Origin of the sequence: Citrobacter sp. Cpo061 (assembly GCF_030332845.1) — a bacterium.
Taxonomy (GTDB): domain Bacteria; phylum Pseudomonadota; class Gammaproteobacteria; order Enterobacterales; family Enterobacteriaceae; genus Citrobacter; species Citrobacter portucalensis.
The window spans coordinates 170,123-195,737 of record NZ_JAOWHB010000043.1; the positions used below are offsets into that span (position 1 = coordinate 170,123).

At 52.3% G+C, this 25,615-nt stretch carries 21 protein-coding genes; 12 read left to right on the forward strand and 9 right to left on the reverse strand.

Annotated elements, in window-relative coordinates; translation table 11 throughout:
• Positions 1-265 precede the first annotated feature (265 nt).
• Entirely contained in the window at positions 266-1,459 is a 1,194-nt protein-coding gene (locus tag OGX97_RS13480; RefSeq protein WP_235126232.1) for an NAD(P)/FAD-dependent oxidoreductase, read from the reverse strand.
• 229 nt (positions 1,460-1,688) lie between these two features.
• Here OGX97_RS13480 and pitA point away from each other — a divergent pair, with 229 nt between their 5' ends.
• Complete coding sequence (gene pitA, locus OGX97_RS13485; protein ID WP_003827471.1) at positions 1,689-3,188, forward strand: inorganic phosphate transporter PitA; 1,500 nt, start codon at positions 1,689-1,691, stop codon at positions 3,186-3,188.
• 64 nt (positions 3,189-3,252) lie between these two features.
• Here pitA and uspB read toward each other — a convergent pair whose 3' ends face one another.
• Complete coding sequence (gene uspB, locus OGX97_RS13490) at positions 3,253-3,588, reverse strand: universal stress protein UspB (protein ID WP_003023371.1); 336 nt, start codon at positions 3,586-3,588, stop codon at positions 3,253-3,255.
• A gap of 393 nt (positions 3,589-3,981) precedes the next feature.
• On the opposite strand from uspB, the gene uspA reads away from it, so the two are divergent.
• Positions 3,982-4,419 carry a universal stress protein UspA gene (gene uspA / locus OGX97_RS13495; protein ID WP_003023368.1) on the forward strand — a complete coding sequence of 146 codons (438 nt, stop codon included), beginning with the start codon at positions 3,982-3,984 and terminating at the stop codon, positions 4,417-4,419.
• A 281-nt stretch (positions 4,420-4,700) separates the two neighbouring features.
• Positions 4,701-6,173, forward strand: coding sequence for a dipeptide/tripeptide permease DtpB (dtpB, locus tag OGX97_RS13500; RefSeq protein WP_286592493.1), 1,473 nt, complete (start codon positions 4,701-4,703; stop codon positions 6,171-6,173).
• A gap of 87 nt (positions 6,174-6,260) precedes the next feature.
• On the opposite strand, the gene OGX97_RS13505 is transcribed toward dtpB, so the two are convergent.
• A complete protein-coding gene (locus OGX97_RS13505; RefSeq protein WP_003023361.1) occupies positions 6,261-6,764 on the reverse strand; it encodes an RrF2 family transcriptional regulator in 504 nt (167 codons plus the stop codon).
• Between the two features lie 232 nt (positions 6,765-6,996).
• Here OGX97_RS13505 and OGX97_RS13510 point away from each other — a divergent pair, with 232 nt between their 5' ends.
• On the forward strand, positions 6,997-8,196 hold the full coding sequence (locus OGX97_RS13510) for an NAD(P)/FAD-dependent oxidoreductase (RefSeq protein ID WP_235126230.1): 1,200 nt from the start codon (positions 6,997-6,999) through the stop codon (positions 8,194-8,196).
• A gap of 287 nt (positions 8,197-8,483) precedes the next feature.
• On the opposite strand, the gene rsmJ is transcribed toward OGX97_RS13510, so the two are convergent.
• Positions 8,484-9,233, reverse strand: a complete 750-nt coding sequence (gene rsmJ, locus OGX97_RS13515; protein ID WP_003827462.1) for a 16S rRNA (guanine(1516)-N(2))-methyltransferase RsmJ — start codon at positions 9,231-9,233, stop codon at positions 8,484-8,486.
• Positions 9,234-9,241: 8 nt separating this feature from the next.
• Positions 9,242-11,284, reverse strand: a complete 2,043-nt coding sequence (gene prlC, locus OGX97_RS13520; RefSeq protein WP_128316464.1) for an oligopeptidase A — start codon at positions 11,282-11,284, stop codon at positions 9,242-9,244.
• A 208-nt stretch (positions 11,285-11,492) separates the two neighbouring features.
• Between prlC and OGX97_RS13525 the strand changes: the two genes are divergently transcribed.
• Together OGX97_RS13525 and gorA are read left to right on the forward strand one after the other, a co-directional pair.
• Positions 11,493-12,335, forward strand: a complete 843-nt coding sequence (locus OGX97_RS13525) for a 23S rRNA (adenine(2030)-N(6))-methyltransferase RlmJ (protein ID WP_235126227.1) — start codon at positions 11,493-11,495, stop codon at positions 12,333-12,335.
• Positions 12,336-12,439: 104 nt separating this feature from the next.
• Complete coding sequence (gene gorA / locus OGX97_RS13530; protein ID WP_235126225.1) at positions 12,440-13,792, forward strand: glutathione-disulfide reductase; 1,353 nt, start codon at positions 12,440-12,442, stop codon at positions 13,790-13,792.
• Between the two features lie 42 nt (positions 13,793-13,834).
• On the opposite strand, the gene OGX97_RS13535 is transcribed toward gorA, so the two are convergent.
• Positions 13,835-15,229: a cytochrome-c peroxidase gene (locus tag OGX97_RS13535; protein WP_008786400.1), complete on the reverse strand. Its 1,395-nt coding sequence runs from the start codon at positions 15,227-15,229 to the stop codon at positions 13,835-13,837.
• 427 nt (positions 15,230-15,656) lie between these two features.
• On the opposite strand from OGX97_RS13535, the gene OGX97_RS13540 reads away from it, so the two are divergent.
• Positions 15,657-17,306 carry an alpha,alpha-trehalase gene (locus OGX97_RS13540; RefSeq protein ID WP_003827453.1) on the forward strand — a complete coding sequence of 550 codons (1,650 nt, stop codon included), beginning with the start codon at positions 15,657-15,659 and terminating at the stop codon, positions 17,304-17,306.
• Between the two features lie 27 nt (positions 17,307-17,333).
• Here the strand turns inward: OGX97_RS13540 and OGX97_RS13545 are convergent, their stop codons facing one another.
• The gene (locus OGX97_RS13545) at positions 17,334-18,923 is read right to left on the reverse strand and encodes an STY4199 family HEPN domain-containing protein (protein WP_286592545.1); all 1,590 of its coding nucleotides are present in this window, start codon (positions 18,921-18,923) and stop codon (positions 17,334-17,336) included.
• A gap of 167 nt (positions 18,924-19,090) precedes the next feature.
• Here OGX97_RS13545 and OGX97_RS13550 point away from each other — a divergent pair, with 167 nt between their 5' ends.
• Both OGX97_RS13550 and OGX97_RS13555 read left to right on the forward strand, forming a co-directional pair.
• On the forward strand, positions 19,091-19,630 hold the full coding sequence (locus tag OGX97_RS13550) for a GNAT family N-acetyltransferase (RefSeq protein ID WP_137378288.1): 540 nt from the start codon (positions 19,091-19,093) through the stop codon (positions 19,628-19,630).
• Between the two features lie 86 nt (positions 19,631-19,716).
• On the forward strand, positions 19,717-20,067 hold the full coding sequence (locus tag OGX97_RS13555) for a glycoside hydrolase family protein (protein ID WP_235126223.1): 351 nt from the start codon (positions 19,717-19,719) through the stop codon (positions 20,065-20,067).
• Between the two features lie 15 nt (positions 20,068-20,082).
• Here the strand turns inward: OGX97_RS13555 and OGX97_RS13560 are convergent, their stop codons facing one another.
• Both OGX97_RS13560 and OGX97_RS13565 read right to left on the reverse strand, forming a co-directional pair.
• On the reverse strand, positions 20,083-20,688 hold the full coding sequence (locus OGX97_RS13560; RefSeq protein ID WP_003827446.1) for a helix-turn-helix transcriptional regulator: 606 nt from the start codon (positions 20,686-20,688) through the stop codon (positions 20,083-20,085).
• A 371-nt stretch (positions 20,689-21,059) separates the two neighbouring features.
• The gene (locus OGX97_RS13565; protein ID WP_032945309.1) at positions 21,060-21,818 is read right to left on the reverse strand and encodes an SDR family NAD(P)-dependent oxidoreductase; all 759 of its coding nucleotides are present in this window, start codon (positions 21,816-21,818) and stop codon (positions 21,060-21,062) included.
• A gap of 119 nt (positions 21,819-21,937) precedes the next feature.
• Here OGX97_RS13565 and OGX97_RS13570 point away from each other — a divergent pair, with 119 nt between their 5' ends.
• From OGX97_RS13570 to OGX97_RS13580, 3 genes are all read left to right on the forward strand, one after another.
• A complete protein-coding gene (locus tag OGX97_RS13570) occupies positions 21,938-22,837 on the forward strand; it encodes a LysR family transcriptional regulator (protein WP_008786405.1) in 900 nt (299 codons plus the stop codon).
• A 71-nt stretch (positions 22,838-22,908) separates the two neighbouring features.
• Positions 22,909-23,910, forward strand: a complete 1,002-nt coding sequence (gene yhjD, locus OGX97_RS13575; RefSeq protein WP_048215344.1) for an inner membrane protein YhjD — start codon at positions 22,909-22,911, stop codon at positions 23,908-23,910.
• Between the two features lie 334 nt (positions 23,911-24,244).
• Complete coding sequence (locus OGX97_RS13580; RefSeq protein ID WP_003023312.1) at positions 24,245-25,567, forward strand: MFS transporter; 1,323 nt, start codon at positions 24,245-24,247, stop codon at positions 25,565-25,567.
• Positions 25,568-25,615 lie beyond the last annotated feature (48 nt).

The window sequence follows — 25,615 nt, forward strand, 5'->3', positions numbered from 1 at the left end:
TGCGCCGCGAAGGAAGTGAATGATGAAAATGCTGTGATATCGGGTAGTAATGTTGTCATCATCAGCGTTCCTGGCCGGAAATGAAACACGCATACTCATTACTGCTGTCTATTGAATACTAACACCTGGATTCAATATGTCTATTCGGTTGTAGCAGGTATGTTGCAGGCAAAAAACCGTGCCCGGCAATCCATTTACCGGGCAAATTTCACAAGTGAGCTTTATGTAAAACGCAGCGGGTCCACGCTCAACGTATCGTCTTCGCTTATTCAGATACCAAATCCTGCGCACATGCCCAGGCACTCGACCATGCCCACTGGAAGTTATAGCCTCCCAACCAGCCGGTGACGTCCATCACTTCGCCGATAAAGTAGAGCCCTGGCACTTTGCGGGCTTCCATCGTGCGCGATGACAGCTCGTTGGTATCGACGCCGCCCAACGTGACTTCAGCGGTACGATACCCTTCCGTACCGTTCGGCTGCACCCGCCACTCGGTCAGCGTTTCAACCAGCGTTTGCTGATCGCGCACGTTAAGCTGCTTCAGAGACACGTCAGGAATTTGCCCTAACTGCTGCAGGCATTCCACCAGACGCTTTGGCAACTGCATTGCTAAGGTGTTCTTTAAGCTCTGGTTAGGGTGTGCGCTACGTTGTTCGTCGAGGAAGCTCGCCAGGTCAACATCCGGCAACAAATTAATGCTGACAAATTCGCCTGGCTGCCAAAAACTGGAAATCTGCAAAACAGCTGGGCCCGAAAGTCCTCGGTGTGTAAAGAGCAGATTTTCACGAAATACTGTGCCGTCTTCGGCGGTGATAATGGAGGAGACCGACACGCCAGAGAGCACCTGAAGCTGCTCCAGCAGTGGCTTATGCAACGTAAAGGGCACCAGTCCCGCGCGCGTTGGCAACACCTTCAGACCAAACTGTTCGGCAATTTTATAACCAAACGGCGTTGCCCCCAGACCCGGCATGGAAAGCCCACCGGAAGCGATAACCAGTTTTTTCGTGCCGACCGTCATGCCGTTCAGTTCGAGGGTGAAACCTTCATCATCCTGCACCACGCTCAGGACTTCGCTCCGTAACCGCATAGTTACGTTACCTTTTTCACACTCGTCTACCAGCATATCGACAATTTGCTGAGCGGAATCATCGCAGAACAGCTGACCCAGCGTTTTTTCATGCCAGGCAATACCGTGTTTGCCCACTAGGTCGATAAAATCCCACTGCGTGTAACGCGCCAGTGCCGATTTGCAAAAATGGGGGTTTTGGCTCAAATAGGCGGCCGGTTCGACATAAAGATTGGTAAAGTTGCAGCGTCCCCCGCCAGACATGAGAATCTTGCGTCCTGGCTTTTTACCATTATCAATAAGCAGTACTCGACTACCTGCTTGTCCTGCCTGCGCGGCACAAAACATACCCGCTGCGCCAGCGCCTATAATAACGGTATCAAACCTTTCCACGTTGCGATCCTCTCTAAAAAGCGGGTGTGAATTGTAAAGATTCCTCAGTGGTCGCACCAGCACCAAACTACCGATAAAGGGTATTTAACTGAAATATATAGGATAATTCTTTAGTGGTGTAAAACAAAGCAGGAGACAAATCAAAAAAACTCTATATTTCACTTTGCCCGCGCCGCCAAAGTCACTGATAATGCGCCGCGTTCATGTCCTCAAAATGGCGTAACGTCCTATGCTACATTTGTTTGCTGGCCTGGATTTACATACCGGGCTTTTACTATTGCTTGCTCTGGCTTTTGTGCTGTTCTACGAAGCAATTAACGGCTTCCATGATACAGCCAATGCTGTCGCAACCGTGATCTATACCCGTGCAATGCGTTCGCAATTGGCGGTGGTCATGGCTGCGTTGTTCAACTTCTTTGGTGTTTTGCTGGGTGGTCTCAGCGTGGCGTATGCCATCGTGCATATGCTACCAACGGATCTGCTGCTTAATATGGGATCGTCACATGGCCTTGCCATGGTGTTCTCCATGCTGCTGGCGGCAATTATCTGGAACCTGGGTACCTGGTACTTTGGTTTACCTGCATCCAGCTCCCACACGCTGATTGGCGCCATTATCGGTATTGGTTTAACCAATGCACTGATGACCGGCACCTCGGTGGTGGACGCACTTAACATTCCGAAAGTTATCGGTATTTTTGCTTCGCTTATCATCTCGCCAATTGTTGGTCTGGTGGTTGCAGGCGGTCTTATTTTCATTCTGCGTCGTTACTGGAGCGGTACAAAAAAACGTGCCCGTATCCACCTGACGCCAGCAGAACGTGAAAAGAAAGATGGCAAGAAAAAGCCGCCGTTCTGGACCCGTATCGCACTGATCCTCTCCGCTATCGGCGTAGCGTTCTCTCATGGCGCTAACGACGGGCAGAAAGGCATTGGTCTGGTGATGCTGGTGCTGATTGGCGTAGCCCCTGCAGGCTTCGTGGTGAATATGAATGCTTCCGGTTACGAGATTACCCGTACCCGTGATGCAATCAATAACGTCGAAGTCTTCTTCCAGCAGCGCCCTGACCTGCTTAAACAGGCCACAGGCGTAGACCAGCTGATTCCGTCCCCGACGGACGCGGCACCCGCGACGACGACAGAGTTCCATTGCCACCCGGCGAATACCATCAACGCGCTGGAACGTGCGAAAGGTATGCTGGCGAACCTGGAAACCTACGACAAATTAAGCGTCGAACAGCGTGGTCAGCTGCGCCGTATTATGCTGTGCATCTCTGATACCACCGATAAAGTGGTTAAGCTGCCTGGCGTAAGCGCTGACGATCAGCGTCTGCTGAAAAAACTGAAAGCTGACATGCTGAGCACCATTGAGTACGCGCCTATCTGGATCATTATGGCCGTCGCACTGGCGCTGGGTATTGGTACGATGATTGGCTGGCGTCGTGTTGCCACCACCATCGGCGAGAAAATCGGTAAGAAAGGCATGACTTATGCCCAGGGGATGTCGGCTCAGATGACCGCCGCAGTCTCTATCGGTCTCGCCAGCTACACCGGTATGCCCGTTTCCACCACCCACGTTCTCTCCTCTTCCGTTGCGGGGACGATGGTTGTTGATGGCGGCGGATTGCAGCGTAAAACGGTAACCAGCATTCTGATGGCCTGGGTCTTCACCCTGCCAGCTGCGATTATTCTTTCCGGGGTGCTGTACTGGCTCTCCCTGAAGCTTATCTAAGCGAATGCACGGTAAAAAAGCGGGTCAGGAAGCTGATCCGCTTTTTTTGTATCTGTTGTTGGCATCAGTGCCAGATAATCAGCGCAACCATGCTGATTAGCACCAGGCCGCATAGCGCGCTGGTGAGAATGAACTGACCGCGAACCCGCTCACAGCGGCGAATAAATTCATCATCATGATGATCGCGGTAACGCTGAGCGTAGATATACCACACCAGACGCATCTGCTTGTTCGGTTGCCCATGCGAGGTAAAAAAGCCCCCTCCATCTACATACTGGTAAAGTAATGGATCGCAACCACGAAGTACCACTAACAGTGCGCGTAGCGAAGAAAAATAGCGCGCCATATTAACAATGCAAACGACACATAAAGCCCAGAATAATGCAATGGTGCTTATCATACCTCCTCCCCGGCGACCCGCCCACGGAACTCCTTTCCGGGACTACCGCTCCCCGATACCCTGCCAAACCATTCAATGAAGAGTGCAGCCGAAACCGTTCGTGTTAGTATCACGCATCCGAACGCCTCTTTAGATAGTGTAGGAGATTAGTTAATTTTTTTGCCATAAGGTTAATCGCTATCAATGCAATTAACTAAAAAATTTGTTTAACTATTTGGCAAGCAAGGCGGATTGACGGATTATCCTGGTCGCTATAATGTAAGGATAGTCCTTATATGGTACGTTTTTTACGACTGGGCTAGCCCCGCGCACAAGGTTCGCAGGACGCGGATGACGCGGCGGCATATAACGCCAGCAGGCTAGTCATCGACAACTTATGGAAGGAGTAACACTATGGCTTATAAACACATTCTTATCGCGGTTGATCTTTCTCCGGAAAGCAAAGTTCTGGTTGAAAAAGCGGTTTCTATGGCGCGACCTTACAATGCTAAAGTCTCCCTTATCCACGTTGACGTAAACTATTCCGACCTGTACACCGGGCTCATCGACGTGAATCTGGGCGACATGCAGAAACGCATTTCTGAAGAAACCCACCACGCGTTAACCGAGCTGTCCACCAATGCAGGCTACCCTATCACCGAAACCCTGAGCGGTAGCGGCGACCTGGGTCAGGTTCTGGTTGATGCCATCAAAAAATACGACATGGATCTGGTCGTCTGTGGTCACCACCAGGATTTCTGGAGCAAACTGATGTCCTCCGCGCGCCAACTGATCAACACCGTCCACGTCGACATGTTGATTGTTCCGCTGCGTGACGACGAAGAAGCATAAAATGCTTGCCGCCGGAAGTTAACCCGGCCCACTGCAAGTCGTTAAGCCTGTAAACGCCCGCCTTCGCGGGCGTTTTTGTTTTTATCATTCGGTCACAATTAGTACATCAATCCAACAAACAAATCATAATTAGTGTGATCAACTAATTGGATCGAAAACTATCTCTATAATACTCTACCCTTGCGGCCAATAACCGCAGTCTATAACAAAATAAGACTTTTTCGGCGCGTTTAAGCATACGCGTTCATACTTTTCGGGATGGCTTTGAAAGGCGATGGAATATGAATAAAACTGCACCTACGGGCTTGCTGCAGCAACCTCGTCCGTTCTTCATGATCTTCTTTGTGGAATTATGGGAACGATTTGGCTATTACGGCGTACAGGGCATCCTGGCGGTATTTTTTGTTAAGCAGCTCGGATTTTCACAAGAACAGGCATTTGTCACCTTTGGTGCCTTTGCCGCACTGGTTTACGGCCTGATCTCGATCGGCGGCTACGTCGGCGACCACCTGTTAGGCACCAAGCGCACGCTGGTACTCGGTGCCATTGTGCTGGCAATCGGCTACTTCATGACCGGGATGTCGCTGCTTAAGCCGGATCTGATCTTTATTGCTTTGGGTACCATTGCCGTTGGTAACGGGCTATTTAAAGCCAACCCGGCAAGCCTGCTGTCAAAATGTTATCCCCCGAAAGACGCCCGTCTGGACGGTGCTTTCACCCTGTTTTATATGTCGATTAACATCGGTTCGCTGCTGTCACTGTCGCTGGCGCCGGTGATTGCCGATAAGTTTGGCTACGCTGTGACTTACAACCTGTGCGGAGCCGGACTAATCGTCGCGCTGTTGGTATACTTTGCCTGCCGCGGAATGGTGAAAAATATCGGCTCTGAGCCAGACCATAAGCCACTGAACTTCCGTAACCTGCTGTACGTGCTGGCCGGTACGGTAGTGATGGTATTTATCTGCGCCTGGCTGATGCACAACGTGCAGATTGCCAACCTGGTGCTGATCGTCCTGTCGATTGCCGTGACCATCATCTTCTTCCGTCAGGCATTCAAACTGGATAAAACCGGGCGCAACAAGATGTTCGTGGCCTTTATCCTGATGCTGGAAGCGGTGGTGTTCTACGTGCTGTACGCGCAGATGCCGACATCGCTAAACTTCTTTGCGATCAATAACGTACACCATGAAATTCTGGGTTTCGCCATCAACCCGGTGAGCTTCCAGGCGCTGAACCCGTTCTGGGTGGTACTGGCGAGTCCGGTACTGGCCGCAATCTATACCCGTCTGGGCAACAAAGGCAAAGACCTGACCATGCCGATGAAATTTACGCTCGGTATGTTCCTGTGCTCATTGGGCTTCCTGACGGCCGCCGCTGCCGGGATGTGGTTTGCCGATGCACAAGGGCTGACGTCGCCGTGGTTTATCGTGCTGGTGTATCTGTTCCAGAGCCTGGGTGAACTGCTGATTAGCGCCCTGGGACTGGCTATGGTCGCCGCTCTCGTGCCACAACACCTGATGGGCTTCATTCTTGGGATGTGGTTCCTGACGCAGGCCGCAGCCTTCCTGATGGGGGGTTATGTCGCTACGTTCACCGCCGTACCAGAGAACATCACCGACCCGCTGCAAACGCAGCCTATCTATACCAACGTCTTCAGTAAGATTGGCCTTGTCACCCTGGCCGTAACGGTCGTGATGGCGATTATGGTGCCATGGCTGAACCGCATGATTAATACGCCGAGCACCGAGCAATAACCTTCAGTGCCTGATGGCGGCTATTGCCCCTATCCGGCCTACATTCAACATGCCCGTTCGCCTTGCGCTATCGGGCATTTTCACTCACTACCCTTTACGCGCGTCTATCCACTCCTGCACTTCCACCACAAAAGTGTCCGGTGCTTTACGGTACATTTTGCGCGCCAAGTCCAGAATCGTATGCTGGCCGAGCGCTTCTTCCATTCGCTGCTGGGCCATGTCCATTACCGAACGCACACCACAAATGCCTTCACAGGCCCACTCGGGTGGATGCTCCTCAAATACCGCCAGCCGCTGGCGAATTTCACGACATTCAAAGATGCGCTTATCGCCATCAATAGCATTCACCACATCCAGCACCGTGATGTGTTCAGCGGGTTTAGCTAACTGGAAACCGCCACCTTTGCCTTCAATGCTGCGCACCAGACCCGCTTTGGACAGACGGGTGAAAATTTTTGCCAGATAGTCATACGGTACGCTTTGCAGTTCGGCTATTTCCCGCACGCTCATATCCCGCGCATCGCCCTTACTGTCGACCATACACATCAGGCTATGAATGCCGTACTCAACTCCCGAACTGTAGAATGCCATTCTCTTATCTCAGCCAAAATGAATCTGAGTTTATTGTAGCTTTTTCATCTCATTCATTCCAGACAGCAAAGTAACCCCTTTTCAAAACAGAACTTTAAATACATATTTATCAAACAGATAATCAAAAAACACCACCCTTTGAGGCAAAAAGGATCTCGATCGCATTGCAATTCATAACTACGACAAATAAAATCCGAGTAAATAATTCGTAGTCACCAGTGAGAAAACCCCAATGCGTAAACAAATTCTGATCGTGGGCGCCGGCTTTGCCGGTATGTGGGCAGCATTAAGCGCCGCACGACTGGCGGATAAACATCAGCAGGCCATTGATATTACAGTAATTGCGCCACAACCGGAGCTGCGTGTCCGCCCACGCTTTTATGAAAGTGCCGTTCATACGCTGGTCGCACCACTGCAACCGTTGTTTGACGTTACCGGCGTCAACTTCCTGCAAGGTCACGTCGAGCAAATCCTCCCGGACTCTAAAGAGGTGAGCTGGAAAGATGCCAACGGTGACACTCATCTGCGTCGCTATGACCGCCTGGTGCTCGCCAGCGGAAGTCACGTAAACCGCGACGCCGTTGCCGGTGCCGCCGAGCACGCGTTTGACCTCGACCAACTCGAGAGCGCCGCCGTACTGGAGCAGCACATTAACAAGCTGGCATTACAACCGGAAAGTGAGGCTCGTAATACCGTGGTGGTCTGTGGTGGTGGTTTCACCGGGATAGAGATGGCGCTGGAATTACCCGGTCGTTTGCGCGAAATATTGGGCACTGATGCTAAGACCAGAGTTGTCGTAGTTGAACGCGGTGCTCAGCCAGGCGGACGCTGGAGCCAGGAATTACGTGACGTGATTATCGAAGCCTCTGCTGAACTGGGCGTCGAGTGGCTGGTCAATGCGGAAGTAGAGTGCGTGGATGCCTCTGGCGTCACGCTGAAAGATGGGCAGGTGATTGCCTCTCAGACGGTTATCTGGACCGTCGGCGTGCAGGCTAATAACCTGACAGCACAGATTAATGCCCCGCGCGATCGCCAGGGCCGTCTGCATGTGAATGCTAATCTGCAGGTTGTGGGTCACGATGATATCTACGCCACTGGCGATGTGGCCTATGCCGCCACCGACGACAAAGGCAACCATGCGTTAATGACCTGTCAGCACGCTATTTTGTTGGGTAAATTTGCCGGTAATAACGCTGCGGCGGACCTGTTGGACGTAACGCCATTGCCATATCGTCAGGAAAACTACGTCACCTGCCTGGATCTTGGTGCCTGGGGTGCGGTGTATAGCGAAGGATGGGATCAACAGGTGAAACTGACGCGCGCAGAAGCGAAGAAGCTGAAGGTGTCGATTGTCAGCGAGCTGATTTACCCACCGAAAGCAGACCGAGCAGTAGCATTTGAGATTGCCGACCCGCTGGCACCGTTTGTTTAATAGGTTATGCCGGATGCGGCTAACGCCTTATCCGGCCTACAAAGACACGCTGTCGTAGGCCTGATAAGCGCAGCACATCAGGCAGCACAGCGCACCAATCCGGATGCGGCTAACGCCTTATCCGGCCTACAAAGACACGCTGCCGTAGGCCTGATAAGCGCAGCACATCAGGCAGCACAGCGCACCAAGCCGGATGCGGCTAACGCCTTATCCGGCCTACAAACCACACGTTGCCGTAGGCCTGATAAGCGCAGCACATCAGGCAGCACAGCGCACAGATCTACAAACTATGCTGTCCCAGCGTAGATATCAAACCGATGCCCTTTCGTGACTACCGCGTTCGGCGTGGCGACATCCGCCAGCGGCGGCGCGTAGTCTGGGCGCTTCACCACCACACGTTTGGTGGCCAACTGACGCGCAGGCTCCAGCAGCCCATCCGCATCTAAATCCGGCCCCACCAGCGACTGAAACACCCGCATCTCTTTTTTCACCAGCGCGCTTTTCTGCTTATGTGGAAACATCGGATCGAGGTACACCACCTGCGGGCGCGGCGTGATATCGGTTAACGCCGTCAGACTCGACGCATGGATCAGCTGTAAACGTTCCTGCAGCCACGGACCGATTTCCGGGTCGGCATAGCCGCGCGCCAGGCCATCATCGAGCAGTGCCGCAACCACCGGATTACGTTCCAGCATTCGTACGCGGCAGCCTACCGAGGCCAGTACAAACGCATCGCGCCCCAGCCCTGCGGTTGCATCGACCACATCCGGCAGGTAATCGCCTTTAATGCCAACCGCCTTCGCCACCGCTTCACCGCGTCCACCGCCAAATTTGCGCCGATGGGCCATCGCACCGCCCACGAAATCCACGAAGATACCGCCGAGTTTGGGTTCATCACGTTTGCGCAGTTCCAGATGTTCCGGCGTCATCACCAGCGCCATCAGGTTATCTTCATCGTGTTCCAGTCCCCAGCGGGCGGCAAGAACAGATAAGGCGCCGTCTCCGGCGCCTGTTTCATCTACTAAGCAGATTTTCACGTGAATAATCAGCCTTTGATCCCGTAATGCTCCAGCATTGCATCCAGCTGTGGCTCGCGGCCACGGAAGCGCTTGAACAGTTCCATCGGCTCTTCAGAACCGCCACGGGTGAGGATGTTATCGAGGAACGATTGTCCGGTTTGACGGTTGAAAATCCCTTCATCTTCGAAGCGAGAGAAGGCATCTGCCGCCAGTACGTCTGCCCACAGATAGCTGTAGTAACCCGCTGCGTAGCCACCAGCAAAAATGTGGCTGAAGGCATGCGGGAAGCGGCCCCACGTTGGGCCCGGCACCACGGCGACCTGTTTTTTAATTTCCGCCAGCGTCTCGAGGATTTTAGCCCCTTGCTGTGGGTTAAACTCCGCGTGCAGACGGAAATCAAACAGACCGAACTCCAGTTGACGCAGAATAAACAGCGCTGCCTGGTAGTTTTTCGCCGCCAGCATTTTATCCAGCAGTTCCTTCGGCAGCGGCTCACCGGTCTCAAAGTGACCAGAGATAAACGCCAACGCTTCCGGCTCCCAACACCAGTTCTCCATAAACTGGCTCGGCAGTTCGACCGCATCCCATGGCACACCGTTGATACCGGAAACGCCCGCGGTTTCGACACGGGTCAGCATATGGTGCAGACCGTGGCCGAACTCGTGGAACAGGGTGATCACTTCATCGTGGGTAAACAGCGCAGGTTTACCGTTCACCGGACGGTTAAAGTTACAGGTCAGGTAAGCGACCGGCTTTTGCAATGTGCCGTCTGTCTTGCGCATCTGGCCGACACAGTCGTCCATCCACGCCCCACCGCGTTTGTGTTCACGGGCATACAGATCAAGATAGAAGCTGCCGCGCAGCTCGTTGTTTTCGTCGTACAGCTCGAAGAAACGAACTTCCGGATGCCAGACGTCAACATCGGTGCGCTCTTTGGCGGTGATGCCATAAATACGTTTAACCACTTCAAACAGACCGTTAACGGCTTTGTTTTCCGGGAAGTAAGGACGCAGCTGCTCGTCGCTGATGCTGTAGAGGTGCTGTTTTTGTTTCTCGCTGTAGTAAGCGATATCCCACGGCTGCAGCTCATCAACACCAAATTCCGCTTTCGCGAAGGCGCGCAGTTGAGCCAGCTCTTTCTCACCCTGCGGACGGGCACGTTTCGCCAGATCAGTCAGGAAGTCGAGTACCTGCTGCGGGTTCTCCGCCATTTTGGTAGCCAGAGATTTAAAGGCGTAGCTTTCAAAGCCCAGCAGTTGTGCCAGTTCGTGGCGCAGCGCGAGGATCTCTTCCATTATCGGGCTGTTGTCCCATTTGCCCGCGTTTGGCCCCTGGTCAGATGCGCGCGTGGAGTATGCGCGATACATCTCTTCACGCAGCCCCTGGTTATCACAGTAGGTCATCACCGGCAGGTAGCTTGGGATATCCAGGGTTAACAGATAGCCTTCCTGCTCTTTGGCTTCAGCCTGCGCTTTTGCGGCGGCCAGCGCGCTTTCCGGCATCCCGGCAAGTTCCGTTTCGTCGGTCACCAGCTTGGTCCAGCCCATCGTAGCATCGAGGACGTTATTGCTGTACAGATTGCCAAGCTCAGACAGGCGGGTGGCAATCTCACCATAGCGCTGCTGTTTTTCCTTCGGCAGACCAATACCAGAAAGCTCAAAATCGCGCAGCGCGTTATCAACCGCTTTTTTCTGTGCGGTGTTCAGGGTGGCGTAATGATCGCCATCACGCAGGTCGCGGTACGCTTTGTACAGGCCTTCATGTTGTCCAACCCAGGTACTGTATTCAGACAGCAGCGGCAGCGTTTGTTCGTAGGCTTCACGCAGTTCCGGGCTGTTTTTCACCGAATTCAGGTGGCTAACAGGAGAGAAAATACGCCCCAGCACATCGTCGACTTCTGCCAACGGCTGGCAGAGATTTTCCCAGGTGTACGGCGCGCCCTGCGCAACCACTCGCTCAACATTTTCACGGCAATCGTTCAGCGCCTTAGTGACGGCAGGCACAACGTGCTCTGGCTGAATTTTAGAAAACGGCGGCAGTTCGAAGGGAGTCAGCAATGGATTGGTCATTAGCGCGGTCCTGTTGAAAAGAGTGAATGAAGCGCGTATCCGGCGCTGTGCATATTAATTTGTACAATGGGGTTAAGTGTAGAGGATTTCAATGCTAACCGTGATGGAAAGACGCCCGGTGGCGCTGCTCTTACCGGGCCTGCGGGTAATCTGTGCCGATCTGCTGTAAACTGTGGCAAATCGTCATTTCAGCGGAATTTCATTACCCATGCTCAGTTATCGCCACAGTTATCACGCAGGCAACCACGCCGACGTCCTTAAACACACCGTTCAGAGCCTGATCATTGAATCGCTCAAAGAGAAAGAAAAACCGTTTCTTTATCTGGACACCCATGCTGGTGCTGGCCGTTATCAGCTGAGCAGTGAGCATGCCGAACGCACCGGTGAATACCTGGAAGGGATCGCGCGTATCTGGCAGCAGGACGATTTGCCTGCCGAGCTGGAACCCTACATTGGCGTGGTGCATCACTTCAACCGTAGCGGTCAGCTGCGCTACTACCCGGGCTCTCCGTTAATTGCTCGCCAGCTGCTGCGCGAACAGGACAGCCTGCAATTAACTGAACTGCACCCGAGCGACTTCCCTCTGCTGCGCGGCGAATTCCAGAAAGATGAGCGCGCTCGCGTGGCCAAAGCCGATGGTTATCAGCAGCTGAAAGCAAAATTACCGCCGGTTTCCCGTCGTGGGTTGATCCTTATCGATCCACCCTACGAAATCAAAAGCGACTACCAGGCAGTAGTGACCGGTATTAACGAAGGCTACAAACGTTTCGCGACCGGCACCTATGCGTTGTGGTATCCAGTGGTTCTGCGCCAACAAATCAAGCGCATGATCCACGAACTGGAAGACACCGGCATCCGCAAAATTCTGCAAATTGAGCTGGCAGTACGCCCGGACAGCGATCAGCGCGGCATGACGGCATCCGGCATGATTGTGATTAACCCACCGTGGAAGCTGGAGCAGCAGATGAACAACGTCCTGCCGTGGTTGCACAGCAAACTGGTTCCGACAGGAACCGGGCATACTTCCGTAAGCTGGATAGTGCCGGAGTAATCACAGCCATCGGTGGAACCTTTTAATATCAGGTATACAATCGCGAATATTTTGGCGGATGGCGTAACGCTTCTCCGCCCTACAATGAACATAAAGGAGCGGTCATGACCAAGCACTATGATTACATCGCTATTGGCGGCGGCAGCGGCGGTATTGCCTCCATTAACCGTGCAGCAATGTACGGTCAAAAATGCGCACTGATTGAAGCCAAAGAGTTAGGCGGCACCTGCGTTAACGTTGGCTGCGTACCGAAGAAAGTGATGTGGCATGCCGCACAGGTCCGCGAAGCGATCCACATGTACGGTCCGGATTACGGTTTCGACACCACCATCAATAAGTTCGACTGGGATAAACTGATCGCCACGCGTACCGCTTATATCGATCGTATTCATACCTCGTACGACAACGTGCTGGGCAAAAATAATGTCGATGTGATCAAAGGCTTTGCGCGCTTCGTTGATGCAAAAACCGTTGAAGTGAATGGTGAAATCATCACTGCCGATCATATTTTGATTGCCACTGGTGGTCGCCCGAGTCGCCCGGCTGTCCCTGGCGCGGAATACGGTATTGATTCTAATGGTTTCTTTGAGCTGCCAGCGTTACCAGAACGCGTGGCGGTTGTTGGTGCAGGCTACATTGCCGTTGAGCTGGCTGGTGTGATTAACGGCCTGGGTGCCCAAACGCACCTGTTCGTACGCAAACACGCGCCGCTGCGTAGCTTTGACCCGATGATTGTCGAGACGCTGGTTGAGGTAATGAACGCCGAAGGCCCGACTCTGCATACTCACGCGATTCCAAAAGCGGTTGTTAAAAACGCTGACGGCAGCCTGACCCTGCAACTGGAAGATGGTCGTAGCGAAACAGTGGACTGCCTGATTTGGGCGATTGGTCGTGAGCCAGAAACGGACAACTTCAATCTGGCTGTTACCGGCGTGAAAACCAACGAAAAAGGCTACATCGTCGTTGATAAATTCCAGAACACCAGCGTGCCGGGTATTTATGCCGTCGGCGACAATACCGGTGCCGTTGAGCTGACGCCGGTTGCCGTTGCCGCGGGCCGTCGCCTGTCCGAGCGTCTGTTTAACAACAAGCCGGACGAGCATCTGGACTACAACAACATCCCGACCGTGGTCTTCAGCCACCCGCCAATTGGCACCGTGGGCCTGACCGAGCAGCAGGCTCGCGAACAGCACGGCGATGACCAGGTGAAAGTGTATAAATCATCATTTACCGCAATGTATACCGCTGTCACCACACACCGTCAGCCATGCCGCATGAAGCTGGTTTGCGTCGGTCCGGAAGAGAAAATTGTCGGTATTCACGGTATTGGTTTTGGCATGGACGAAATGCTGCAAGGCTTCGCGGTCGCGCTGAAAATGGGCGCAACCAAGAAAGACTTTGATAACACCGTTGCGATTCATCCAACGGCGGCAGAAGAATTCGTTACCATGCGTTAAGCAATAAATAAACCGGATGGTACTTTGCCATCCGGTTTTCTCTTATTTACCCTGCATATATGGCGTATACACGCCGTTTAAGCTTTCGAGGAACGCCACGATATCGTCGATATCTTCCTGCGGCAGTTCTTTACCCACCTGATAACGCAGCATCAGTTTTACCGCACCATCGAGCGTAGGCACATCACCGCGATGGAAATAAGGCGCGGTCAGCGCAACGTTACGCAAGCCCGGGACTTTTTGACGCAGCTTGTCACGTAATTCATTAGTGACGTTCATGCGGCCAATATCTGCGGCAGTGACCTCACCGAAATTAAAGTCCTTTTTCAACCCCAATGGCTCAAATGAGCGCCCGCCTAAAATAATACCGCCATGACAGGTCGCACACTTATTATCTTTAAACAATTGATAGCCATGTTTCTGCTGAGCAGTTAACGCCGCTTCATCGCCGCGTAGCCATTTATCAAACGGCGAATTTGGCGTAATTAGCGTTTTCTCAAACTCAGCAATCGCATCGGTAATATTATCCCCGCTGAATCCCTGCGGATAAACCGCAATAAACTCTTGCTTCAATTGCGGATCTTTATCCAGTTTCTGGATAATTTCATCCCAGGATTTAGACGCCATTTCGATAGGGTTCAACGGCGGGCCGCCTGCCTGCGCCTGCAATGTTGGCGCACGACCATCCCAGAATTGTTCAACGTTGAAGACCGAGTTAAACACCGTCGGCGCATTAATCGGGCCAACGGCGCCGCCTACGCCGATCGACGTTTTCCGGCCATCCACGCCGCCTGCATTCAGGGCGTGGCAATGCGCGCAAGAAATCGTGCTGTCACCTGAAATACGCGGGTCGTGGTAAAGCGTAAAGCCAAGCGCTACTTTGCGGGCATCGGTTGGGATGCTTTCCGGTATCGGTTGTACCGGTTCATTACGATGCTGCGCGGCGGTATCGTTACTGGCGTAATACTGCTCACGCTGTTTCGCAATCCAGCCCAGGATCTCGGCTCGCTCCGTATCGCTGACCTTCCCGGCCCAGTGCAGCGCGGTATATCGCGTTGGCGGCATGGTGTCGTACTGCATCACCCATTCAATTTTATTCAGGTCGCTTTGCGAAACGGGTTTATCTGCGACCAGCGCCGCACGAACGGCTTCAAGATTGAATGATTTGTATCCCAGTTGAATATCATAATTCATCAACTGCTTAGCGACAGGAAAAGAAGAATAGAAAGGTAATTCAGCTGAAGGCGTGTGACAATAATCGCATCCTTTTTCGCGTAAAAATCCTAATACCTTATTATTTTCTTCCAGCGTAGAGGCCTGAACATCAGCCTGTTTGCTACGTTGATTATCGTGATACCACACATAACCGGATAATCCAAAATAACAAATCACGATGCCAGCTATGGCAATCGCGGTAAGACGGGTAATGATTTTCATTATTTTACCCTCACCGTTGTGAGTTATTGTGACCCAGAAAAATTAGAATAATTAATGCACAGTCTTTGTCAGACCTGACCATCATAGGAAATAAGGGGATTACTATTTTGATAAGTATCAAGCAATTACATGGAGGAGAACTATCAATAGAATAGCCTGCGCCTATTATAGAGATAAGGCGTTACCTGTCTCTGTTCACACCTCGTTGCAATCGAATGCTCTGAAAATGGAATATATTCAGATCATGCAGAACTTTGAATTATCCATTATTTTCATTGGGATAGTCTGATTCTTTAAATTTTGCTCAGCATTAAAACGTGATCAACCGCACGCTTTACTCACCCGACACCGAAGCGAATGTCTACGCTTAACTGACGACCGGGCAATAGCCTTAATCTTTCAACGTCCATCGGAGGTCTTTCTCATTATGCTCAACCAGAAACTACCCCACGCCCCTTCTGAAGAAATGACGATCGACATCGATCTGCTTTATGAAATGGATCCGTGCGAGTTAAAGCTGGATGAAATGATTGAGGCGGAGCCTGAGCCGGAGATGATTGAAGGACTTCCCGCTTCAGATGCGTTAACCCCTGCCGATCGTTATCTCGAACTGTTCGAACACGTCCAGTCATCCAAACTGTTTGCGGATAGTAAAACCTTCCCAGATTGTGCGCCCAAAATGGACCCGCTCGACATTTTAATTCGCTATCGCAAGGTTAAACGCCATCGGGACTTCGATCTGCGACGCTTCGTCGAGAACCATTTCTGGCTCCCGGAAACGCCCTCCAGTGAATACGTTTCTGACCCGGAAAGTTCGCTGAAAGAACATATCGATCAACTGTGGCCGGTGCTGACGCGCGAGCCGCAGGATCACATTCCCTGGTCCTCGCTGCTGGCGTTACCGCAGTCATACATTGTGCCAGGCGGGCGTTTTAGCGAAACCTACTACTGGGATTCCTACTTTACCATGCTGGGTCTGGCAGAGAGCGGCCGCGAAGATCTGCTGAAATGTATGGCAGATAACTTTGCCTGGATGATTGAAAACTATGGTCACATCCCGAATGGCAACCGTACTTACTATCTGAGTCGCTCACAGCCGCCCGTTTTTGCCCTGATGGTGGAGCTGTTTGAAGAAGATGGCGTACGCGGCGCGCGTCGTTACCTTGATCATCTAAAAATGGAGTACGCGTTCTGGATGGATGGCGCCGATTCCCTGGTACTCAACCAGGCCTACCGCCACGTGATCAGAATGTCGGACGGCTCTCTACTTAACCGCTATTGGGACGATCGTGATACGCCACGCGATGAATCATGGCTTGAAGACGTCGAGACCGCCAAGCATTCGGGTCGCCCGCCCAATGAAGTGTATCGGGATTTACGCGCGGGCGCGGCTTCTGGCTGGGATTATTCATCGCGCTGGCTGCGCGACGCAGGCCGCCTTGCCAGCATACGCACCACGCAGTTCATCCCAATTGACCTGAACGCATTCCTCTACAAGCTGGAAAGCACTATCGCCAATATTTCCGCGCTAAAAGGTGACAAAGAAACGGAAGCACTGTTTCGCCAGAAAGCCAGCGATCGTCGTGATGCGGTAAACCGCTATCTCTGGGACGATGAAAACGGCTGCTATCGCGATTACGACTGGCGGCGCGAACAAATGGCCCTGTTCTCTGCCGCCAGTATTGTGCCGCTGTATGTCGGTATGGCAACGCATGAACAAGCCGATCGGCTTGCTAACGCAGTTCGCAGTCGCCTGCTCACGCCCGGTGGCATTTTAGCCACGGAGCATGAAACCGGTGAGCAATGGGATAAACCCAACGGCTGGGCGCCGCTGCAGTGGATGGCGATCCAGGGCTTCAAACTGTACGGTGACGACCATCTCGGGGATGAAATTGCCCGTAACTGGTTGAAAACGGTGAATCTCTTTTATCAGGAACACCACAAACTTATCGAAAAATACCACATAGCTGACGCCGCGCCGCGCGAAGGCGGCGGAGGGGAATATCCGTTGCAGGACGGCTTTGGCTGGACCAATGGCGTGGTGCGCCGACTCATCGGTTTGTATGGCGAACCCTAGCAGCTGACGGTCTGAGTCATCAGGCTTTTAGTTAATCGCATCGTACAGCTCGGCGTGAATTTTCTGCCATTTCTTGTTCTCAGGGCTTGGCTGGGCGCGAACACGCAGCTCGGCCTGCTCAAGATCATATTGCTGACGCGCAACGACCGCAGGCACGGAACAAAAACTTTGCAGATAACTTTTATGCAGCGAAGTGAGCGATGCCCCATTCGACATCGCATGGCTGAGCGTAGTCATAAACTGTCGGCATGGTTTGCTTTCATCCATCTGCGAAGGGTAACGCAGCAGCAGTCTCAACACCTCTGTATTGCCCGCCGAAAACGCCTGCTCCGTCCACGCCAGCTTCCAGTCCATCCCGCCCTGCAGGAACAGTGACGTCACGCGGGTGTCATTGCGGTCGATAGCCGCCCGCATGTTAAAGGCATCCCAGGTGATGCCCATTCTGGTCACCGCCTCCCGTGCGCTGGGGGCATCGCGTCGCGGTTCCTCCTGCACAATTTCAACGGATTGTCCGGAAGACGCCTGTGGCGCTGGCGAAGTGAATAACCAGAACGCACCCAGCGAAATCGCCAGCACCATCACGCCGACCGCTACCCACAACATACCGGAAATCAGCTGTTCACGTTCTTCCGCAGTGCGCTTGGCCCGCTTTTCCGGCGGATCAATACTGTCTGCGATTTCATGCTTATCGCCTCCCGCTTGCTCGTCTTTTTGCTTTGCTGTTTCCCAAAACTGGCGGACCATGGCCTCATCAGATTCCAGATACGACGCAGGATTAATGCGCGTACGCCGTTCTTCAAATGCCCGTTGCACAGGATGAGTTATCTGTCGGTACTGGTAGTCCAGCAACATCAGTTGTACCGACGTCAGCGGCTGCTGCGCGATAACGCAGTTACGAGCCAGGCGGCAATCATCCAAAAACATGCGTAGCGTGATACGCGGCTCAACAAATGACATGAGCACTGAGGTATCGTTAAAAATCTGCGTAAAGTGGCGAACGAATAATTTCTTATCGACGACCATCAGCGCCAGCTCGCTAAACATCATACCGTCCAGCGCATCTCGTCCTTCGCCCAACTTTAGCCAGCGACGCAGACGTTCACCACCAAAGTGCTGTTTCAGAAAGCTGTTGAGAGGATGTTGATCCGGCCATACCCGTGCAATCAGAGATTTGAGGGTTAATTCTATTGCGCGAAGTTGACGCTGCGCCCGCATCTGAGCATCCGGCTCCACAGGTGCAATTTCGGTTTGATACTTCAGGATGGGCTGTTGCTGGCGTAATTGTTCCAGAGAAGCCACAAAGCGCAGCGCTGAATTCAGCTGGTTTTCACTGACGTCCTGGCCATTTTCATATTGGGGTACACTCTGTTGAAGATGACGTAGCCGCAGAGTGAACTGGCTCAATTGCGCATCATTCATCTGCAACCGTCTGGCGACAGCCCCCCAGCCGCCCAGATTCAGTCGTGCCTGATCCAGTTGTTCGAGAAACCACCGTGGGTCTTTGCCTTCTGCGGCATGTACGCCTAGCAGCAGTAATATTTCTACCGACGCCTGGCGGATAATCCCCAGACAATGTTCAAAGGGTGTACATGTCGCTTGTAACGCGCTATTGGTCATCATCTTCCCTAAAAGGACCCAAAACGTGCGGCCTCACCATGGTATGTAATTATCTTTTTTAAACGCAACGTTGTGCCGATGTAGACTAGAACACATTCATATAGCAAATAAATAAGTTTTACAGTGACTTCCGCACAATCATTGAAAATTATTCTGGAGATAAGCCTGTGCCTGTACTGCAAACATCACGTCTGCTCTGCCGCCCACTGACAGAAAATGACTGGACGTTCTTCTTAACGCTACAGCAGAACCCAGATGTGATGCGCTTTGTCGCTGACGCACGTACTGAAGAGGAAATACGGACAGCCTTCGACTCCCGCCTGCCTGAATGGTATCCCGGCAGCCCACACTGGCTATGTCTGCTCCTGTGCGATAAGACATCGGGAGCACCGCTTGGCGTGACAGGATACATTCAGGAGAGCAATGAGTGTGCCGAGGTTGGCTTTCTGCTCGCCCCACAGGCGCAGGGTAAAGGGTATGGCGCTGAATCTCTGCATGCCGTGTGTGAATACGCATTTGCCAGCGGCGGTCTGCGGCGACTGACCGCCTGTGTCACCGCAGGAAACGAAGCCTCACGGCGTCTGTTGGAAAAGGTCGGGTTCATTCATGAAGGCACGCTACGCGCAAGCTACTGGCTACATCATACCTGGCACGATGACTGGATTTTTGGTCTGTTAAAACAGGAATATCAGCCGCCCACGGCATAGGTCGTTTTGCGGTAAATACTGGCTGTCAGGCAACTAGCGTAACGGCGTGTTTTTTTTAGAATAGGTCTCTTTGCACAGAGACTATTATGCCGCTGCGTTCGACGCATTTCACGCCCGCTTGTATTGCATTTATTAAGCAATGGCAGGGCCTGTCGCTGGAAAAGTATCAGGACAAAAAAGGCATCTGGGTCATTGGCTACGGACACGAAATCACCGCCAATGAATCCTTTGATATCCCAATTACGGTGATGCAGGCAGAAACATTGCTGCTCGCAGATATGAGGATCTGCGAGGCATTCATCCATAAGGAAATGACGCAAATAAAAGACAGGTTTCAGCTGGAAGCATTAATTACGTGGATATTCAGTGTGGGAATTACCCAATTTTGCGCTAAAAATATCTGGCCGGTGTTTATTTCACAGCCAGAAATATTCTGACTGTGAAATATGTTCCTAGTAAATGGTGTTGTTTAACATCATTGCCGCCTGCGTACGGTTTTTTACCTCCAGGCGCTGGTACAACGATTCAAGATGGGCTTTTACCGTTCCGGTACTGATATTTAACAGTCGACCAATTTGTTTATTAGATTCTCCGGCGGCCAGCATGGTCAAAATCTCCCGCTGACGCGCGCTGAGCAATCTGATATTTTGCCCACCGCTTTCGGTAGCGGTTATGCAGTCTCTGGGGATAAACATCATACCCATCGCGACGCTATTGAGGGCCAGCGTAAAGGTTTCCGCGTCAGAATCGCGCGGAACAATGGCCAGCACGTTCAGTTTAGTGACCTCTTGCAGCCATTTTTTACGGCAGTCCGTTGCGGTCACCAGCACCTTCACCATCGCAAAGCGCTCTGCTATCTGTTGCAGCAAGCTACAGCAGAACTCAGCATCAAGGTCGCCATCCAATATAACTAATGCCTCGGGTTTATCTTCCAGCGTCAGCCAAAGTTCATCTGCCTGACTGACACCCTGAACATCCACTCCTGGAATACGTTGCTGCAAACTTACATTCATTCCATGAATAAATATTGACTGCCTGTCAAACATTACTACCTGCATTATTTATCTCCATCCGAATAGGATATTAGCCTTAACATGCGGAAGGGTATTACCCATAGGGTAAAATAAGAAGTCACCATTTGGCGGGGGGCCATTTTACCGATAGACGGAGAAGAAAGAAGCAGAAGTTATGAATAGTTACAGCTCAACCCGAAGGATCATACAAAGGAGCAAAAACAGGTTCGAAAATTAGGGAAAGTCTTAATATTCGACGCTCATGATAAGACAATGAATATTAATTAATATGATTTTATATTTTTAGCTAAAAATAAGATATCTACGACAATGAATAAATCTGTTACAAAATACAATCTAGCATTAAGTGCTTATTCAACGCATGCCGTGACCTGTTGAATAAGCACCTTATGGGTTTACAGGAACATTCCGCCGGATACCTCGATACGCTGTGCCGTCATCCAGGCCAGTTCATCGCTGAGCAGCGCAGCAATGGCATCGCCGATATCATCCGGCAAACCAACGCGTCCCAGCGCCGTTTGCGATGCAATGTACGCATTCAATTGCGCATTATCCCGCACATTTCCGCCGCTAAAATCCGTTTCTATTGCGCCTGGCGCAATAATATTCGCCGTTATGCCGCGCTCTCCCAGCTCTTTTGCCTGATAACGGGTTAACACTTCCATCGCACCTTTCATGGCTGCGTATGCGCTGTAACCCGGTAGCGCAAAGCGGGCAAGCCCGGTCGAGACATTGAGGATGCGACCACCTTTATTCATCAGCGGTAGCAGGCTCTGCGTCAGGAAAAAGGGGCCCTTAAAATGGATGTTCAAAAGTTGGTCAAATTGCGCTTCAGTAAATGCCGGATACGGTGCGTTAATGCCGATTCCGGCATTGTTCAATAAATAATCAAACACGTTACTTTGCCACTGCGTTTGTAACGTTCCCTGCACCTGTTGAACAAACTGAGGGAATGTAGAAATATCACCGACATTCAACGGTAATGCCGCCGCTTTACCGCCAGATTGGCGTATTTCATCCACAACCTGCTGCGCTTCTTTTTCATTGCTGTTCCACGTCAGGATAATACCGATTCCTTTACTCGCTAGCTTCAGCGCCGCGTTTTTACCGAGTCCACGGCCGCCGCCAGTCACCAATGCGATACGTTGCGTCATAAGAAACCTCATTTCAGGTGTTGTGAAGATTGAGACAAAGCTTATTAGGTGATAGAAGAACAATAAATACTGCTAACTGCGCATTACTGTTTCATTTAGAACAACAATAGGGCATGAGAATGGATAAAATTCACGCAATGCAGTTGTTCATCCGCGTCGCAGAACTGGAGAGCTTTTCGCGTGCCGCAGACACCCTCGGACTTCCTAAAGGTAGCGTATCGCGCCAGATCCAGGCTCTGGAAAATCATCTGGGCACGCAGTTGTTGCACCGCACAACACGCCGCGTTCAGCTCACGCAAGACGGCATGATCTATTACGAACGCGCGAAAGATCTGTTGAGTAATCTGGATGAGCTGGATGGGTTGTTCCATCACGATCCGTCCAGCATCAGCGGCAAGCTGCGCGTTGATATGCCGGTCGGTGTAGCAAGAAACCTGGTGATGCCCCGCTTACCGAGCTTTTTGCATCAGTATCCGGGCCTGGAACTCGAACTCAGCAGCAGCGACCGTCTGGTGGATTTGATCCGCGAAGGTTTCGACTGTGTGGTACGCGTGGGTACGCTGAAAGATTCAGGGCTGATTGCGCGCCCGCTGGGGAAACTCACGCAGATTAACTGCGCCAGCCCGCAATACCTCGCCCGCTTTGGTTATCCGGAAAATCTGGAGGATCTTGCCTCGCATGCAGTGGTGCATTACTCGGTCAATTTGGGAACGCGTGCGCAAGGTTTCGAAGTGGCGACAGAAAACGGCACGCAATGGGTTAAAACCGGCGGCATGCTAACGGTAAACAGTACCGAAACCTATCACGCAGCATGCCTTGCCGGTCTGGGCATTATTCAGGTGCCGCGCGTTGGCGTGCGTGATGCCCTGCGCGCCGGTACGCTGGTCGAAGTGTTGCCGCAATATCGCGCCGAGCCAATGCCAGTATCTTTGCTATATCCGCATCGGCGCAACCTCTCCCGCCGGGTACATCTGTTTATGGAATGGCTGACTGGCGTGATGAAAGACTATGTGGATTAGTCCATTTTTCAGGATGCGCCCCTGAGCAGGCTATAATGTCATGAGTGAACAAAATAAGGACAACCGATCGGATGACGCAGGAACAAGACGCAAAACACCCTACGCCAGAACATAAATCAGCCTCCGCCGCGCCGGAGAAAAACGCTAAAGCGAACCAGGCGCTGAAAACCGCGCTGACCTTCGCCGATAAAATTCAACGCCAGCCCATCATCGCCCATCTTATTCGTGCCGCAGAGCGGTTTAACGATCGTATGGGAAATCAGTTTGGCGCCGCCATTACCTACTTCTCGTTTCTGTCGATGATCCCAATCCTGATGGTGTCGTTTGCCGCCGCGGGTTTTATTCTCGCTTCGCACCCTACGCTGTTGCAGGATATCTTCAGCAAGATTCTGCTGAACGTCAGCGATCCGACGCTCGCCTCTACGCTGAAAAACACCATCAATACCGCCGTTCAGCAGCGTACGACCGTAGGTTTGGTTGGGCTGGGTATCGCGCTCTATTCCGGCATTAACTGGATGGGGAACCTGCGCGAAGCGATTCGTGCCCAGTCGCGGGATGTTTGGGAACGTACGCCGCAGGATCAGGAAAAAATTTGGGTCAAATATCTGCGTGATTTTGTTTCCTTGATTGGCTTACTGGTTGCGCTGATTGTTACCCTGTCCATTACCTCTATCGCCGGTTCCGCCCAGCAGATGATTATCTCTGCGCTGTATCTCGACGGTATCGAATGGCTGAAGCCCGCCTGGCGGCTGATCGGCCTGACCATCTCTATTTTCGCCAACTACCTGCTGTTCTTCTGGATTTTTTGGCGGCTACCGCGTCACCGACCGCGTAAGAAAGCGCTCATTCGAGGTACCTTTATCGCGGCGCTGGGGTTTGAAGTCATCAAAATGATCATGACGTATACGCTGCCATCACTGGTGCAGTCGCCGTCGGGCGCGGCATTTGGTTCCGTGCTTGGACTGATGGCGTTCTTCTACTTCTTCGCTCGTCTGACCCTGTTTTGCGCAGCCTGGATTGCCACGGCGGAATACAAAGACGACCCGCGTATGCCGGGGAAAACACACCGCTAATCTTTGTTAACTGGCCGGATGGCGCTGCGCTTATCTGGCCTACGGGAGAGTTTTGTTGGCCGGATAAGCGCAGCGCCATCCGGCAATTATAATGCCGCCTGCTCTCACTGATTTAGTGAATAAATCCAACCCGTAACTTTTATTTAACCAAAAACCAGTTTTATCATCCAAGTTTTAAATTGTGTGAAGCATTTCATGGAAGTGAAATCTCAAGCCTAAAAATTATCCCCTTTTTGCTCTATTTTTGACCGATCTCAAAGTTTGTTACAGATTGAAATGTCTCTTTTGCTGTGCGTAATATGACCTTTCGTTCGGCCAAAAATAAGAAAATATTATGCAAGCAACAGCCACAACACTCGACAACGAACAGGAACACACCCCGGTCAACTCGCGCAATAAAGTTGTCGTCGCCTCGCTCATTGGCACCGCCATTGAGTTCTTCGACTTCTATATTTACGCCACCGCCGCGGTGATCGTGTTCCCGCATATCTTCTTCCCGCAGGGGGATCCGACCGCGGCTACGCTACAGTCCCTCGCCACTTTTGCTATCGCCTTTGTGGCCCGACCAATCGGTTCCGCGGTGTTCGGACATTTCGGCGATCGCGTCGGCCGTAAAGTCACGCTGGTTGCTTCACTGCTTACCATGGGGATCTCGACAGTCGTCATTGGCCTGCTGCCGGGCTATGAAACTATCGGCATTTTCGCCCCACTGCTGCTGGCGCTGGCGCGTTTTGGTCAGGGTTTAGGTCTGGGCGGTGAATGGGGCGGCGCAGCGTTGCTGGCGACGGAAAACGCGCCACCGCGCAAACGAGCGCTGTACGGATCATTTCCGCAGCTGGGCGCGCCTATCGGTTTCTTCTTCGCCAACGGTACCTTTCTGCTGCTCTCCTGGCTGCTGACCGACGAACAGTTCATGAGCTGGGGCTGGCGCGTACCGTTTATCTTCTCCGCGGTGCTGGTGATTATCGGTCTGTACGTCCGCGTTTCGCTGCATGAATCCCCGGTCTTCGCCAAAGTAGCCGCGGCGAAAAAACAGGTGAAAATCCCGCTGGGTACTCTACTGACAAAACATGTTCGCGTGACGATCCTCGGCACGTTCATCATGCTGGCGACCTATACGTTGTTCTATATCATGACCGTCTATTCGATGACGTTCAGTACCGCCGCAGCGCCCGTAGGGCTTGGCCTGCCGCGTAATGAAGTGTTGTGGATGCTGATGATGGCGGTTATTGGTTTTGGCGTCATGGTACCGGTGGCGGGCCTGCTGGCCGATGCGTTTGGTCGCCGCAAGAGCATGCTTATCATCACCACGCTGATCATTCTGTTTGCGCTGTTTGCCTTTAAACCGCTGCTCGGCTCTGGCAATCCGGTGCTGGTGTTCGCCTTCCTGTTGCTGGGCTTAAGCCTGATGGGTCTGACATTTGGCCCGATGGGCGCACTGCTGCCGGAGCTGTTCCCGACCGAAGTGCGCTACACGGGGGCGTCGTTCTCGTACAACGTTTCGTCGATTCTCGGCGCATCGGTTGCCCCATACATCGCTGCATGGTTGCAGGCGAATTATGGTCTGGCGGCTGTTGGTACGTATCTGGCATCGATGGCGGCATTGACGCTGATTGCACTGCTGTTGACCCACGAAACCCGCCATCAGTCGTTGTAATTCTTTTGCCGGATGCGGCATAACCACCTTATCCGGCCTGGGTTGAGC